The 14,677-nt window shown below is 50.0% G+C and carries 14 protein-coding genes; 4 read left to right on the forward strand and 10 right to left on the reverse strand.

The window, feature by feature from the left end:
* Positions 1–48 precede the first annotated feature (48 nt).
* Together CRO57_RS09710 and CRO57_RS09715 are read right to left on the reverse strand one after the other, a co-directional pair.
* Complete coding sequence (locus tag CRO57_RS09710; protein WP_097153320.1) at positions 49–318, reverse strand: DUF2312 domain-containing protein; 270 nt, start codon at positions 316–318, stop codon at positions 49–51.
* Positions 319–462: 144 nt separating this feature from the next.
* Complete coding sequence (locus CRO57_RS09715) at positions 463–759, reverse strand: DUF1244 domain-containing protein (RefSeq protein ID WP_097153048.1); 297 nt, start codon at positions 757–759, stop codon at positions 463–465.
* Positions 760–1,125: 366 nt separating this feature from the next.
* Here CRO57_RS09715 and CRO57_RS09720 point away from each other — a divergent pair, with 366 nt between their 5' ends.
* Together CRO57_RS09720 and pyk are read left to right on the forward strand one after the other, a co-directional pair.
* Entirely contained in the window at positions 1,126–1,485 is a 360-nt protein-coding gene (locus CRO57_RS09720; protein ID WP_170956010.1) for a DUF1036 domain-containing protein, read from the forward strand.
* Positions 1,486–1,506: 21 nt separating this feature from the next.
* On the forward strand, positions 1,507–2,943 hold the full coding sequence (pyk, locus tag CRO57_RS09725) for a pyruvate kinase (protein WP_097153050.1): 1,437 nt from the start codon (positions 1,507–1,509) through the stop codon (positions 2,941–2,943).
* A gap of 163 nt (positions 2,944–3,106) precedes the next feature.
* Here the strand turns inward: pyk and ykgO are convergent, their stop codons facing one another.
* A complete protein-coding gene (gene ykgO, locus CRO57_RS09730; RefSeq protein WP_097153051.1) occupies positions 3,107–3,232 on the reverse strand; it encodes a type B 50S ribosomal protein L36 in 126 nt (41 codons plus the stop codon).
* Between the two features lie 623 nt (positions 3,233–3,855).
* On the opposite strand from ykgO, the gene CRO57_RS09735 reads away from it, so the two are divergent.
* Positions 3,856–4,749, forward strand: coding sequence for a DMT family transporter (locus CRO57_RS09735; protein WP_097153052.1), 894 nt, complete (start codon positions 3,856–3,858; stop codon positions 4,747–4,749).
* A gap of 57 nt (positions 4,750–4,806) precedes the next feature.
* Here the strand turns inward: CRO57_RS09735 and CRO57_RS09740 are convergent, their stop codons facing one another.
* The 5 genes from CRO57_RS09740 to CRO57_RS09760 form a co-directional block, all read right to left on the reverse strand.
* On the reverse strand, positions 4,807–5,676 hold the full coding sequence (locus CRO57_RS09740; RefSeq protein ID WP_097153053.1) for a hydroxymethylglutaryl-CoA lyase: 870 nt from the start codon (positions 5,674–5,676) through the stop codon (positions 4,807–4,809).
* A gap of 4 nt (positions 5,677–5,680) precedes the next feature.
* On the reverse strand, positions 5,681–7,000 hold the full coding sequence (locus tag CRO57_RS09745; protein WP_097153054.1) for a TRAP transporter large permease: 1,320 nt from the start codon (positions 6,998–7,000) through the stop codon (positions 5,681–5,683).
* Entirely contained in the window at positions 6,997–7,494 is a 498-nt protein-coding gene (locus tag CRO57_RS09750) for a TRAP transporter small permease subunit (RefSeq protein WP_210200797.1), read from the reverse strand. Before CRO57_RS09750 ends, CRO57_RS09745 begins: the two co-directional genes overlap by 4 nt.
* Positions 7,495–7,558: 64 nt before the next feature.
* On the reverse strand, positions 7,559–8,602 hold the full coding sequence (dctP, locus tag CRO57_RS09755; protein WP_097153055.1) for a TRAP transporter substrate-binding protein DctP: 1,044 nt from the start codon (positions 8,600–8,602) through the stop codon (positions 7,559–7,561).
* A 35-nt stretch (positions 8,603–8,637) separates the two neighbouring features.
* Positions 8,638–9,990: a hydroxymethylglutaryl-CoA reductase, degradative gene (locus CRO57_RS09760; protein ID WP_342068277.1), complete on the reverse strand. Its 1,353-nt coding sequence runs from the start codon at positions 9,988–9,990 to the stop codon at positions 8,638–8,640.
* A 51-nt stretch (positions 9,991–10,041) separates the two neighbouring features.
* On the opposite strand from CRO57_RS09760, the gene CRO57_RS09765 reads away from it, so the two are divergent.
* Complete coding sequence (locus CRO57_RS09765; RefSeq protein ID WP_170956011.1) at positions 10,042–11,418, forward strand: aminotransferase-like domain-containing protein; 1,377 nt, start codon at positions 10,042–10,044, stop codon at positions 11,416–11,418.
* 143 nt (positions 11,419–11,561) lie between these two features.
* Here CRO57_RS09765 and betA read toward each other — a convergent pair whose 3' ends face one another.
* Both betA and betB read right to left on the reverse strand, forming a co-directional pair.
* Positions 11,562–13,217 (reverse strand): choline dehydrogenase, encoded by a 1,656-nt coding sequence (gene betA, locus CRO57_RS09770; protein WP_097153058.1) that lies wholly within the window; start codon positions 13,215–13,217, stop codon positions 11,562–11,564.
* Positions 13,217–14,677, reverse strand: a complete 1,461-nt coding sequence (betB, locus tag CRO57_RS09775) for a betaine-aldehyde dehydrogenase (RefSeq protein WP_097153059.1) — start codon at positions 14,675–14,677, stop codon at positions 13,217–13,219. Before betB ends, betA begins: the two co-directional genes overlap by 1 nt.

The following is a 14,677-nucleotide window of genomic DNA, read 5'->3' on the forward strand; positions in this document are numbered from 1 at the left end:
TTCTATACCGGGCTGCCTTCTTCGGCGGGCCACCATATATAGTGGCAACTAGCCTGCACTTTCCTCGAAAGCAGGTGCCATGCCCAGAGCATGCAGATACAAATCCAGCAATGCTTCCATCTCCTGACGCTCATTGCTGTCTTGCTTGCGTAGACGGATCACCTGACGCATGACTTTCACATCATAGCCATTGCCCTTGGCTTCTGCGAAAACATCCTTGATGTCGTCGGAAATGGCCTTCTTTTCTTCTTCTAGGCGCTCGATGCGTTCTACAAATGCGCGCAGCTGGTCAGCTGCAACACCACCTGGATTTGACATAAAATTCTCCGTTTCGAATAGCGCGGCAAACAGCATCTGGCGCTTGCCAATCGGTTCTTGCGCCGAACCGACATTTACCTTGGCTTAACCAAGCAACCCTTGCCAAGTCTTTAACGAGCTGACAATTGCACCCGCAACTGTGGCTTAATCGTGATTATGGCTGATTTTAAATGCGTCCATTTGCTCCTGAGTCGCTTCTGTCTGATGCTTCGCCTTCCATTCATCATATGGCATACCATAGACAATTTCACGAGCTTGATCTTTGGACATGTCCAGCCCTGACTCATTGGCAGCCTCCATATACCAGCGTGAAAGGCAGTTGCGGCAGAAGCCAGCCAGATTCATCATATCGATATTCTGTGCATCTGTACGTTCCTGCAAATGCGAAACCAGACGACGGAAAGCAGCAGCTTCCAACTCAAGACGAGTTTGTTGATCCATTCTTCAATCCTCAGCTCTTGTCTCTTTCTATGCCTCTTGAGGCTTTGGCAATCTGATAGCATAGATAGACCCCGGTCTGGCAAGCACAAGCTCCGATTCATTGGTCATCGAACAAAGCCACAAATTTTCCCATATTTGGAGCAATAGTCACCTGGTGCGACGTCTCATTGGCTCAAAAGCCCGAAAACCCTGAAATCCTAGATTGACAGCAGGGGCGCGAATACGCGAAACAAAGAGCGGTTTGCACCTTTTGCACCAAAGACAATGAAAATCAGCTCCATACCTGCCCGGATTTACAATTCTCGCCCTATGACAAAGACATTTATTCACTCATTCGCACTCACTGGTCTCCTTTTATGTGCAAACTTGACAACAGCGCAGGCAGATTTGCGCGTTTGTAACAGAACTTCCTCTACAGTGGGCCTTGCCATAGGCTACCAGCTGGATGGAGAATGGATCAGTGAGGGCTGGTGGAATCTGGAAAAAGATGAATGTGACACCGTCCTGATGGGCGCCTTGGTGAGCACAAAGTTCCTCGTCCATGCCATTGATTATGATAAAGGCGGCAAGTGGGTGGGTGAAAACTTCATGTGCACTCAGGACAAGCAATTCACCATCAAGGGCGTAAAGGAATGCGTCGCCCGAGGCTTCGAGAAGACCGGTTTTTATGAAGTAGATACCGCGGGCAAGCAGGATTACACGGTCCAATTGACCGATCAAAAATAGAGAGAAAGGCAACTTTAGCCAATGAGACGCAAGCGGAAAGTCAAAATTCTCGCCACATTGGGCCCTGCCTCCAACGAGGAAAGCCAGATCAAAGATCTTTTTCTGGCCGGTGCCGATGTCTTTCGCATCAATATGAGCCACTCCAGCCATGAAATGTTGCGTGACTATGTGCGCAAAATCCGCAATGTTGAGCAGCAGGTAGGCCGCCCCATCGGCATTCTCGCCGATTTACAAGGCCCTAAATTGCGCCTTGGCAAGTTTGCCGACACAAAGATTGATCTACAAGATGGTCAAACCTTCACTCTGGATATGTCTGAAGAACCTGGTGATACTGGCCGTGTTCAGTTACCTCACCCGGAAATTTTCGGCTCTGTCAGCGTTGGCGACCTGCTCCTTCTCGACGATGGAAAAGTGCGTGTTAAAACCACCGAAGTTAGCGCTAACACAATTGTCACCGAAGTGATCAATGGCGGACCGATTTCTGATCGCAAGGGTGTTTCTTTTCCCGACAGCACCCTATCATTCTCAGCCCTGACCGATAAAGATCGCGCCGATCTCGATGCAGCAGTCGAAGCAGAAGTTGACTGGTTGGCTCTTTCCTTCGTTCAACGCCCGGAAGATGTCGCAGAGGTTCGCAAGCTTTCTCGTGGTCGTGTTGGCGTTCTGGCCAAGATCGAAAAACCACAAGCTGTCGAACGCCTGAACGAGATCATTGATCTGTCGGATGCCCTCATGGTGGCACGTGGTGATCTGGGTGTCGAAATGCCTTTGCAGCGTGTCCCTGGCGTTCAGAAACAGATTACTCGCGCGGCCCGCAAAGCAGGCAAGCCAGTGGTCGTGGCCACCCAGATGCTGGAAAGCATGATCCAGAGCCCAACCCCAACCCGTGCGGAAGTCTCCGATGTGGCCACTGCCGTCTTCGAAGGTGCTGATGCGATTATGCTGAGTGCCGAATCTGCGGCGGGTTCCTTCCCTGCCGAAGCTGTCTCCACCATGAACAGTATCGCCGAGGAAGTGGAGCAGGATCCGACCTATAGCTCCATCATCTATGCGCAACGCGCCGAACCGGAAGCAACCGGGGCTGATGCAGTCTCCGCCGCTGCTCGTCAGATGGCAGAGACGCTCAATCTCGCGGCCATCGTCTGCTACACCTCGTCCGGTACCACCGGCCTTCGTGCCGCTCGCGAGCGACCACAAACACCAATCATCACCCTCAGCCCGATTCCAAAGACGGCACGCCGCCTTGCCCTTGTCTGGGGCCTGCATTGCGTGACATCAGACGATGCCCGGGATCTGGATGATATGGTGGATCGTGCCTGCCGCTTGTCCTTCCAGGAAGGCTTTGCAAAACCAGGGCAGCGCGTCATCATCACTGCGGGCGTGCCATTGGGTACACCAGGCGCGACCAACATGTTGCGCATTGCCTTCATCGGTAGCGACGGTCTGGGCGGCATCTGACAGTCATCTACACTTCAATGACCGCAGATTCGAAAAGAGGCCGTCACGGCCTCTTTTTGTATGCAGAGCGACTGTCTGCATGTCGAATGATTGTCCAAACGCAAAAAACGCGCGAAGGTCAAACCTGCGCGCGTTTAATGCAAAATCAAAAGGAGAACAATGCTTAGCCCTGACGAGCTTTAAAGCGAGGGTTCTTCTTGTTGATGATATAGACACGACCCTTGCGGCGAACCATGCGGTTGTCACGGTGACGCTTGGCAAGAGCTTTCAGTGAATTCTTGATTTTCATTGTTCCAAGCCTCGGCCATCTTTATTTTGCGAAACAAAAAGCGCGCCGAGGCGCGCAAAATTCGAGCGGAAACTACGATTCCTCCCCCCTCTTGTCAACTATTGAATCTGAAATTCCAATCGAAAACTGAGAGAAACCCAATTAATCCAACTTGGTAATGGCTCAAAGACCCAAACAAAGCCGATTTAATGTGACTTTCATCATAACTGAGAGCCAAAGAACGCCAATATAGTAGGACCATAGCCTGCTTATCCTTCAAACATGCGCGACAACGGATTCGCCAAACAGGCGCTCAAATGATCATCACACAATGCCTCAGTGATTTGAAAACTTGAATACAACCCCACCATTTTGCACCGCCCTGCACATCTCCAAATCAACAAATCACACGAGCGCAATTTGCTGACTCACCATTATCTCAAGCACTGGTGCAAGCTTGCTCTTTCAATAATAAATGGACACAAACGAAGCCATTTTTCTGATTTTTTCTTTGCAAGCTTGAAGACCCTTCCCTAAGCTACAGCATCTTGAATGGCGCGAAAACAGGCATTAACTCCTCACCCCATCGTCGCCAATATCCCATAATTTACGAGCCCTGAGACTCGATATTTTGGAGGCGTGCCATGTTTGGAGCCGAAATTGCTGCTCTTGCTGCTGCTGCGACTTGGGCCCTTGCCGGGCTTCTTTCTGTCAATCCGGTAGAAAAGCTTGGTTCCATTGCCTTCAATCGCATCCGCATGACGCTGGTCGCAGTGATGCTGATCGCCTATACAACCATCATTGGAACATGGGATACCATTCACTGGAACCAGATGAACGCCATTGTATGGAGTGCCATGATCGGCATTGTTCTCGGTGATACTGCACTCTTCATCGCCATGCGACGCCTTGGACCACGCAGATCCGGTATCCTTTTTGCCACCAATGCCCCAATGGCTACACTGTTATCCTGGTTCATCTTCAGCGAAATCCTCAGTTGGCCCGAGCTGATTGGCACGCTTTTGGTGATTGGTGGTGTGATGCTGGCCATTCTATTTGGAAAACGCAAAGACCAGATCCACAAATGGGAAAGCATCAAAGGTCTTTTATGGATCGGTGTTATCTGGGGGTTATTGGCCGCTGCTGGTCAGGCAGTTGGCTCACTGATCATCAAGCCAACTCTTCTGGAAGGTGCAGACCCGGTAGCCGTCTCCGCAATTCGAGTGGCAATCTCAGCAGTCAGTCTTATTGTTGTAGGCCTGCTTCCCATTCAATCGGTCAAACCACTTGGCAAACTGGATCTCTCATCCTTCCTGCAAATTGCAGGATCAGGCCTGATTGCCATGGGCATTGGCATGACCTTGCTGCTCTATGCCTTCTCCATTGGCGAAATCGGTATCGTTGCCTCTTTGTCCGCCACATCTCCGGTCATGATGCTGCCAATTCTCTGGATCAAAACCGGTGAGCGCCCCGCACTGGGTGCCTGGATTGGTGCTGCCCTGGTTGTCATCGGCTCGGCTTTGATCTTCCTTTACTGATCATCCAGCAAGAAACTGGTCGACACAGTGCAACACTATTGAAAGAGACCAGAGATATTACTCACAGTCTCCCGCCAAGCCCTGTGTTCCCAATACATCACGTAACAGTTCAATCAATTTTGAATGGTCGATATGTGTTTCAATTTTTTGCTGCTCAAACCATTGGACAACAGTCTCGGTAGCAACGTTTCCAGAAGCGCCTGGAGCATAGGGACAGCCACCAAGCCCGCCTATCGAAGTGTCAAATACCCGAATACCTTTTTCCAAGCATTCCTGTATATTCTCCAATGCTCGACCACCAGTATCGTGGAAATGCCCGGCTAGACAATTGGCAGGTACAATCGATAAAACCGCATCAAGCATTGCTCGAACAGATGTTGGGCTCCCTCTACCGACGGTATCACCCAAAGACACCTCATAGCAGCCCATTTCAAGCAGGTGTTCCGTCACCATCGCAACCGCATTCGGACTGACCGACCCTTCATATGGACAATCCGTCACACAAGAAACATACCCCCTGACCGGTAGGGAGCAATCTTTTGCAAACTCCAGCACCGGAGCAAAGCGGTCCATGCTTTTCGCAATAGAACAATTGATATTTCGCTGGCTGAAAGTTTCTGATGCAGAGGCAAAAATAGCGACTTCATCCGCGCCCGCCGCAATTGCAGCTTCACATCCACGCATATTGGGAACAAGAGCAGAATAAACAGTGTCATCCTTTCTCTCAATTCCCGCAAAGACCTCTGCAGCATCTGCCAATTGCGGCACCCATTTGGGAGAAACAAAGCTGCTAACTTCAATTTTTTTCAGACCTGCTTCTGAAAGTGCATTCACCAGATCAATTTTGTTTTCAGTCGCGATTTGCCTAGGTTCATTCTGCAAACCATCACGCGGACCAACCTCAAAGAGGGTAACTTGGTCGACCATAAATCTATCTCACATCACGAATTTGCTCAGGAAGCCAGGTCACAAGATCAGGAAAGATAAGGAAGAGGCCCAGAACCAGAATTTGCAGGGCAAAAAACGGAATAACTCCGCGATAGACAGTTCCAATACTGATACCTTTGGGAAGCACCCCTTTTAGATAAAACAAGGTATAGCCAAAGGGCGGCGTGATATACGCCATCTGCGCCGTGATCATGAAAAGAACACCAAACCAAAGCGGCTCATATCCCAAAGCTTTGACAATTGGCAGAAAGACCGGAACACAAAGAAGGATGATACCAATCTCATCCAGGAAAAGGCCGAGAAAGACCAAAATCAGCAACATGGTCAATAGGATGACAATCGGGGCTGCATCCAGATTTTCAACAAAACCCAAAATCGAATCCGGCCCCCCGGTTGCAACAAAAACAGATATGAATGCACGCGCGCCAATGGTGATCCAGAGGATCATGGCTGTAACGCGCAAGGTATCTGAAGCTGCGTCAGAAAGTATGGAAAATTTGAACCGTCCTGAGAACAGGACAGATAAAAAGGCACCGAATACCCCAACCGCTGCTGCCTCGGTTGGAGTTGCCAAACCAAGATATATTGACCCAAGCACAGAGATGATCACCAAAAAAGGCAGCACCAACGCCTTGAGGCTCAGAAGTTTCTCAGAAAGCGGGATAGTTCTGGAATGCTCAGGTTTTGGCGCCAAATCTCCATTCAAACCCACACGTAGAATAATGTAGAGACAATAAACCGTGGCCAGAACCAGACCGGGAACAATGCACGCAACAAACATCTGCCCGATGGAGATTTGTGCAGTGATTGCATAAACGATGGTGACCACGGATGGTGGAATAAGAATTCCAAGGGTTCCTCCGGCGCAAATGGAACCGACTGCCAACTCTGTATTGTAACGTCTCGCCAACATGGAGGGCAGAGCCAGAATGCCCATGGCTGCAACTGCCGCTCCCACCACACCAGTCATGGCCGCCATAATTGTGCAAATGATGATGGTACCGATGGCAAGTCCACCATTCACACGGCTAAACCACGTCTCCATGGCATTATATAGATCCTCAATAATAGAAGATTTTTGCAGGATCGACGCCATGAAAATATAAAGCGGAATAGCCATCAAAGCTTCCGATGTCATGGTTTCAAATGTGTTCAGAACGCTCACGATCAAAGCAGACGGGCCCCACGCAATAATCGTGGTAAGAAAGGCAATCGCGCCCAAAACAAAGGCCAATGGTGCACCCGTCAACATCAAGGCAACAAGGGATAAAAACATCCCCAACAGAATGACACTCGAACTCATTGGGAAGTAACCTCTTCATGCAGAACAAAGAGAAGTTCCGCAAACCCCTGCAAGACCAGCAACAAGGCGGAGACAGGCAGCACCAGTTTTGCGGGCCATACAGGTGGGTTCCAGGATGTGTAGGACGTTTCTCGATATTGAAATGATTGCTCGGCAAGAGGAAATGCAAACCATAACAGGATTACCCCAAATACAATTGCGAGTATGATGGCAATAACTTTCAAAGCTTTGGCAGCTAGCCCAGAGGCGCGAGCAGACAGCAAATCGACCGATACATGTCCACCTGTATGCAGCAAATATGGCCCACCCAACAAAAAGAATGGCCCGAACAAAAGGGTCGCCAGTTCAGGTGCCCAGGATGTCGGAGAAGCGAAACTATAGCGTGCCGCAACCTCATACAGCATCAAAAGGGCAAACAGAACGACAAGCCATTTCACCAAACGAAAGAGTGTCCGGTTGAGCGCTGTCACGGCAAAGGCAATCGAGAGCATCATTGGCCCTTTCAAAAAACAATCCCACGCAGAAGACTGCGTGGGACAGGGTGATAATTGATTGGCATCAGAGCAGGCGATAATCCTGCATCAACTCTCGTTGCGAACCGAGAATTTCAGTGGCCAGTCCGTCACTCTTTGCGGCTTTTTCCCAAGACGACACGGCATTGGCCCGGTTGTCAGCAACGTCTTGCGGATCCAGATTGACAATCTCAACACCAGCTTCCACAAATTTCCCGACATACTCTGCGTTGGACACCATGATATTCTGGCGCAAAGCACCTGAGACCTCTCGTGCCGCCACCTCCAACGCAGCACGATGTTGATCAGACAGGCTCTTATAAGCTGCGGTATTGGCAACATAAGCAGTGGCAGTCGTTGGCTGGTGGACGCCTGGCAATATAAGATACTTGGCGACCTCATGTAGCCCCGCCTCATAATTTGCCTTGATATCTCCACGATCAGCAAAATCGATCAGGCCCTTATCAAGTGCGGAATAGACCTCGGACGTTGGCAATGGAGATACCGCAACACCCAAGTCCGCCATGACAGCAGAGGCAAGCCCCACAAAGCGCCCCTTGAGACCTTTCATGTCCGAGATCGAACGAATAGCAACCTTGGAATGAATGGGTTCCTCGCCATAAACCGTCGGTGCAATATAGGTCAAACCAGCAGGTGCATAGGATTTTCTGGCAAGATCAAGGCCACCACGTTCATAAAACCAGCTTTCATATTGATCCGCTTGAGGGAAGCCAAAGGGAACAGATGATGTAAATCCATGGGCCGGTATTTTGCCCGCTGTATAGCCATCATATGTTTTCATCAACTGGAAAGCGCCACCACGAACGGCATCAAAAGCCTGAGCGTTCGGAACAATTGATCCTCCAGAAAAGGCCTTGATGTCAAAAGTTCCGCCAGTCAGTTCCCGGACACGATCACAAAATGCCTTTTCATAGGTCATCGGGGTGGTACCACCTCCCCACAAAGCCTGCATACGCCATTCAACCTTTTTCTGGGCAGCCACCGAGGTCGAACTTGCAGCGACCAATGCAGGAGCCCCCAGAGCGGCGACGCCCGTCATGGTCAGCATTTTTCTACGGTTGATATTCATATCTGTTCCTCCCTGATATGCGCGTCTCCGCACTATTATTTTTGGATAGTCAGCAAGCCGTGCGCCCGATCTACAGACACATCCCCTATACGCACCAATTCCTTGGCGATATGGTCGATCTCGGCTCCGGTCGCGCCGGCTGCGATTGCGATATTGCGGGCATGCAGTGCCATATGCCCCCTTTGAATTCCTTCGGTGGAAAGTGCTCGGAGCGCGGCCATATTTTGTGCCAGTCCCACTGAAGCGATCACTTCCGCCAACTCATTTGCCGAGCCAATGCGCATGAGATTCAGGGCAGCCTTTGCAGCAGGATGTGTTTTGGTTGCTCCCCCCACAATCCCGACAGGCATAGGCAGCTCCAAGGTACCAATCAGATTTCCTGACTTGTCGCGTTCCCATCGGGTCAATGATGTATATTGTCCGTCTTTTGCTGCCCAGGCATGCGCTCCGGCTTCCACAGCACGCCAGTCATTTCCTGTCGCCAGAACAACAGGATCTATACCGTTCATGATGCCTTTATTGTGTGTGGCTGCCCGGTAGGGATCGATTTCCGCCAGAACACAGGCTTCGACAATGCCGCTGGCAACACGATCACCATCAAAGTTGTTTGTCGTCAGACTGTCCCTGCTGATTGAAACATAAACGGAAACGATTCTTCGATCAGCCAGATTGGAGAGAATTCGCAACCGTGCGTCCCCTCCAGTAATCTGAGCTGCGAAAGGGGCAACCAGCTCCGCCATCGTATTGACGGTGTTCGCCCCCATCGCATCACGAACATCCACCAGCAAATGCAGAACCACCATCGAACCAATGCGCGTGTCTTCAAAGATCTCAATCTCGATATCGCAGCATCCACCACCAAGTTCGATGAGAACCCGATCCTTTGAATTGGCCAAAGCCAGAATTTCATCTTTATGCTGGAGCAGTTTTTGTCGCGCACCAAATGGATCACCAATTCCAAGCAATTGAATCTGCGCCCGCATGATGGGAGCAGAAGATACAGCTTTAAAGCCGCCATTTTCACGAACAATCTTGGCCATATAAGAGGCGGCCGCCACGACAGATGGCTCTTCTACGGCCATAGGAACAAAATAGTCTTTTCCATTGATCTGAAAATTCGCCGCTACACCCAATGGAAGTTCAAAAAGACCGATAACATTCTCGATCATTCCATCTGCAGAAGCCATTGAAAGAGCGGTTGCATCTGACAAGGACTCTATCCCAGACATCAGCTCCCCTGTTGCCTCATCTATTTTTTCAAACCGAGCAGATGGACTGAGATGCCGAAGGCCGGATAGTTGCGAGCAATATTTGGTCATATGTTTTGTACTCTTTGTCCCAAAATCGAACAAAGAGTTGACCAAAAAACTTTCGCAAGAAAGGTACAATTATGGTACAAAAATTATAATTGTACCCATGTTGTATCTGGAGAGGCACGCGTGCAGATTAGCAAGATAGAGCAAGTTGTCCGTTCCATCGAAACCGCAATCCAGACTGGAGCCTTACAACCGGGCAGTCGATTGCCATCTGTCCGGGCAGCGGCAGAACAATATGATGTAGCCAAGAATACCATTGTCGAGGCATATGCTCGCCTTGCAGCACTCCAATCCATCTATTCCAGACAGGGGTCAGGGTTTTTCGTCTCTGATCGACAAAAGCATATATCCGTCAATGAAGAAGCAGTCACTCAGGCTTCAGATATTGTCTCGCTTCTACGTGCTCAATTGAAACAGGATTTTGATATCAGGCCCGGAGATGGGCGCCCTCCGCTATCCTGGATGCAAGACACTTTACCCAAACGAGTGGATACCAGTCTGCTCATCTCCATGGAGACGGATCAAAGTGGATATGGTAGCCCACTTGGAAATACGCGTTTACGAGAACTGATTGCACGACGCTTTGCCAATCAAGGGACATCAATCTCCCCTTCCCAGATAGTAACAACCTTCGGAGCCAATCACGCGCTGGACCTCATCATCCGGCGTTATCTGTCTGAAGGGCAAACCGTTCTGGTCGATGCACCAGGATATTATCCCTTGTTTGCCAAACTCAAACTGGCAAAGGTGAATGCCATAGGGATTCCCCGTGGCCCAACAGGACCCGATTTGAATGCGCTCGAAAGTCTGGCACATCGCTACAAACCCAGATTGTTTTTCACCCAGTCAACGGCCCACAACCCAACAGGAACATCCTTTGACCTGCAAACAGCTCACAATGCACTTCAATTGGCGGTTCAGCACAACTTCATGATTGTCGATGATGATCCCTTCATTGACCTGCATGGTCATGGCGTTTCCGGCACGCGATTGTGGGAACTCGATGGTTTTCGCAAGGTCATTTTCGTCGGCAGCCACTCGAAATTGCTATCTGCAAGCTTCAGATCTGGCCATATTGTTGCAAGTCCCGATCTCATATCCGATCTGACGGAGCTGAAAATGATCACAGCTGTCAACAGCTCGCGTCTGTCCGAAATGCTGATCGCTCAGATGATTGAATCAAGCCGCTATGACCGTCATCTGAAAAAGCTCGGTCGGCGACTGGAAGACGCTCGTGCAGCCTGCATGAAGGCTATCGAACAACTTGATCTCACACCATTTAGCAAAAATCCAAACGGTTTTTATACTCTCGTTGAACTCCCTGAAGATGCAAATATACAGCGAATTCAATCTCTGGCGACAAAACGGCGCATATTTGTAGCTCAGGGACAATGGTTCTTTCCCTCTGGATCCACTGCCCACAAAAACAGCCTGCGTATCAATTTCAGCAGATCCGCAGATAAAAGATTTTTCAATTATTTGCACGAGCTCGTCACCTGATGGTTCCCAGCATTTACAAAAGCGCTGCTGAAAAGCTCTAGATCAACACGCCAGACAATTGTGAAGACGAAAGCAATGAATGCACCATTTCGAAGCTTGTTGCATCGAACCCTTCCCAATCGGAGATATCCTGAAAAGGTTGTCTATCTTTGGCTGTTTTGCCAATTCGGATGGATCCAGACTTCGGTATCCTCCACAGGCAATTTGGTACCTAGAATGAAATCCGCAGCCCGTTCGCCGACCATGACCGACGGTCCATTCAGATTGCCATTGGTGATACGTGGGAATATCGAGCTATCAGCTACACGAAGACCTTCAATACCAATAACCTTCAGCTCAGGATCAACCACTGCCATGAAATCATCTCTGGAACCCATTTTACAAGTACCACATGGATGAAATGCACTTTCGGCATGATCACGAATAAACATATCGAGCTCATCATTGCTTTGCACGGTTTCACCAGGCTGGATTTCCTTACCACGATACGGATCAAAGGCCTCTTGTCTGAAGATCTCGCGGGTTAGTTTGATACAAGTCCGAAAATCGCTCCAATCGTCTTCGTGCGACATGTAGTTGAAGAAGATTTTAGGGGCTTGCTTTGGATCAGCTGATTTCAAAGTCACCTCACCGCGAGACTTGGAACGCATTGGACCAACATGAGCCTGAAAACCATGGCCTTCAGCAACAGCCTGTCCATCATAACGCACTGCGATTGGCAAAAAGTGATATTGAATATCAGGATATTTCACGCCAGCAGCAGATCGAATGAAGGCTCCGCTCTCAAATTGATTCGATGCACCAAGGCCTGTTCGAGTAAACAGCCATTGCGCGCCAACCCATGCTTTACCGAAGATATTCCAGTATTTGAATAGGGTAATAGGTTCGATGCAGGCCTGCTGGATATATAATTCCAGATGATCTTGCAGATTTTTACCAACCCCGGCTCGATCTGCAACCACTTCAATCCCATGCCCGGCAAGTTCTTTAGCAGGACCAATTCCAGATAACATAAGGAGCTTTGGCGAGTTGATGGCAGATGCTGAGACAATCACCTCACAATTGGCATGAATGGTCTCAGCGATGCCCCGTCGTAGAACCTCAACGCCAACAGCCTTGCCTTCTTCAATCACAATCCGTTGCGCAAAAGCACTGACCAGCTCACAGTTTCCGGTTTTCAATGCCGGACGCAAATAGGCATTGGCTGTTGACCAGCGCGTTCCTTTCCAAATGGTGGCTTCCAGCGGGCCGAAACCCTCTTGTCGTTCACCATTATAGTCAACACTTCTTTGATACCCTGCCTGCTCACCTGCGGTCTCAAACGCGGAAATCAGTGGATTATCACGAGGACCACGACTGACATGCAGAGGGCCATCAGACCCTCTCCAGCTCGCATCGCCTCCATGGCCACCTTCATGCCAGTTTTCCATGCGTTTGAAATAGGGAAGGACATCACCATAACCCCAACCATCAGCACCACTTTCTTGCCAATGTTCATAATCACAGGCATGTCCACGAACATAGACCATGCCGTTGATGGAAGAAGACCCCCCTTTGACCTTGCCACGCGGTGTAACCAGCTGGCGATTATTCAGATTTGGTTCGGGCTCAGTTTTGAAATCCCAATCATAGATAGGCATATTCATGGGATAGGACAGAGCACCCGGCATCTGGATGAAGGGGCCGATATCACTGCCCCCTTGTTCAATCACGATGACAGATTTACCGGCTTCCGCAAGGCGAAATGCAAGCGCACTACCCGCAGATCCGGAGCCAATGATTACATAATCCGCGCGCATTAAAAGGCCGCCTCTGTATCGCCTACACACACATAGACAGACTTGAGCTGACTATAATGCTCAATTGCGGCCTTGGAATTTTCGCGCCCGACACCGGACATTTTTGAGCCACCAAACGGAGCCTCAACAGGTGTCAGATTATAGGTATTGATGTAGCAGGTTCCGGCCTCAAAACGTGCGGCCACCCGGTGAGCCCGTGCCAGATCATTGGTGAACACACCTGCTGCCAGGCCGAACTCGGTATCATTCGCTCTGCGAATGGCTTCTTCTTCATCGGAGAAAGACAGGACGGACATAACCGGGCCGAAGATTTCCTCTCTGGCGATGATCATGTCATCCTTCACATCGGCAAAAACAGTTGGCTCAATAAAGTAGCCTTCACCATCAATTGCATTTCCCCCGGCAACCAAACGGGCACCTTCTTCCCGACCTTTGGCGATATAACCGAGAACGATCTGTCGCTGGCGGTCGGAAATCATAGGACCAATGGTGGTAGCGTCATCCATCGGATCGCCGATCACGGCATTTTTCATGCGCTCTGAAAGGCGTTGCAGGAAGGCATCTCGAATACCGTCCTGAACAAAGACACGGGTACCATTCGAACAAATTTGTCCGGTGGAGTAGAAGTTGCCGTTGATGGCAGCAGAAACAGCATTATCCAAATGCGCATCGTCAAAGATGATAATCGGGGATTTCCCCCCCAACTCCATGGTCGCATGCTTCATCTCTGCAGCAGCACTTGCATAAACTTTCTGACCAGTTGGCACAGAGCCAGTCAGTGATACCTTGTCCACTCGTGGGTCAGAAACCAATGAAGCCCCGACCTCTCCTCGACCCTGAACCACATTGAACAAACCAGCAGGAGCGCCGGCTTCGATCAAGATCTCGGCCAGTTTCAAAGCTGACAACGGCGTTTCTTCAGATGGTTTGAAAATCATGGCATTGCCACAAGCCAGTGCGGGTGCAGCCTTCCAGGATGCGATCTGAATGGGATAATTCCAGGCACCGATGCCCACACAAACGCCAAGTGGCTCACGGCTGGTATAGACAAAGTCACCCTGACCGACCGGTATATGCTCCCCTGTCAGAGTACCGGCCAAGCCACCGAAATATTCCAGAGCATCAGCACCGGAAGCAGCATCGGCATACAGGGTTTCGGACATCGGTTTACCGGTGTCATGGGTTTCCAGCTCGGAAAGTTCACGATTGCGCTCACGCATGATAGCAGCAGCACGGGTCAGAACACGACCACGCTCAGTTCCGGTCAATTCAGCCCATTCCTTTTGGGCAGCAACAGCACCGCTTATCGCTTGCTCAACAATTGCAGGCGTTGCACCATGAACAGTTGCAAATACCTTTCCATCGGCAGGATAAATAACCGGGATTGCTTCCCCTGCTTCGTCATTCACATAGCGACCATCAACGAAATGGCTACCAAGTGGCTGATAAACCGAGCTCAT

Origin of the sequence: Cohaesibacter gelatinilyticus (assembly GCF_900215605.1) — a bacterium.
GTDB lineage: Bacteria > Pseudomonadota > Alphaproteobacteria > Rhizobiales > Cohaesibacteraceae > Cohaesibacter > Cohaesibacter gelatinilyticus.

Bases quoted from the DNA above. Each gene is read 5' to 3' on its own strand.
- CRO57_RS09715 (WP_097153048.1), bottom strand. From the start codon at position 759: ATGGATCAACAAACTCGTCTTGAGTTGGAAGCTGCTGCTTTCCGTCGT.
- betB (WP_097153059.1), bottom strand. From the start codon at position 14,677: ATGAGCTCGGTTTATCAGCCACTTGGTAGCCATTTCGTTGATGGTCGC.
- ykgO (WP_097153051.1), bottom strand. From the start codon at position 3,232: ATGAAAATCAAGAATTCACTGAAAGCTCTTGCCAAGCGTCACCGTGAC.
- CRO57_RS09710 (WP_097153320.1), bottom strand. From the start codon at position 318: ATGTCAAATCCAGGTGGTGTTGCAGCTGACCAGCTGCGCGCATTTGTA.
- pyk (WP_097153050.1), top strand. From the start codon at position 1,507: ATGAGACGCAAGCGGAAAGTCAAAATTCTCGCCACATTGGGCCCTGCC.
- betA (WP_097153058.1), bottom strand. From the start codon at position 13,217: ATGCGCGCGGATTATGTAATCATTGGCTCCGGATCTGCGGGTAGTGCG.
- CRO57_RS09750 (WP_210200797.1), bottom strand. From the start codon at position 7,494: ATGATGCTCTCGATTGCCTTTGCCGTGACAGCGCTCAACCGGACACTC.
- CRO57_RS09745 (WP_097153054.1), bottom strand. From the start codon at position 7,000: ATGAGTTCGAGTGTCATTCTGTTGGGGATGTTTTTATCCCTTGTTGCC.
- CRO57_RS09740 (WP_097153053.1), bottom strand. From the start codon at position 5,676: ATGGTCGACCAAGTTACCCTCTTTGAGGTTGGTCCGCGTGATGGTTTG.
- dctP (WP_097153055.1), bottom strand. From the start codon at position 8,602: ATGAATATCAACCGTAGAAAAATGCTGACCATGACGGGCGTCGCCGCT.
- CRO57_RS09735 (WP_097153052.1), top strand. From the start codon at position 3,856: ATGTTTGGAGCCGAAATTGCTGCTCTTGCTGCTGCTGCGACTTGGGCC.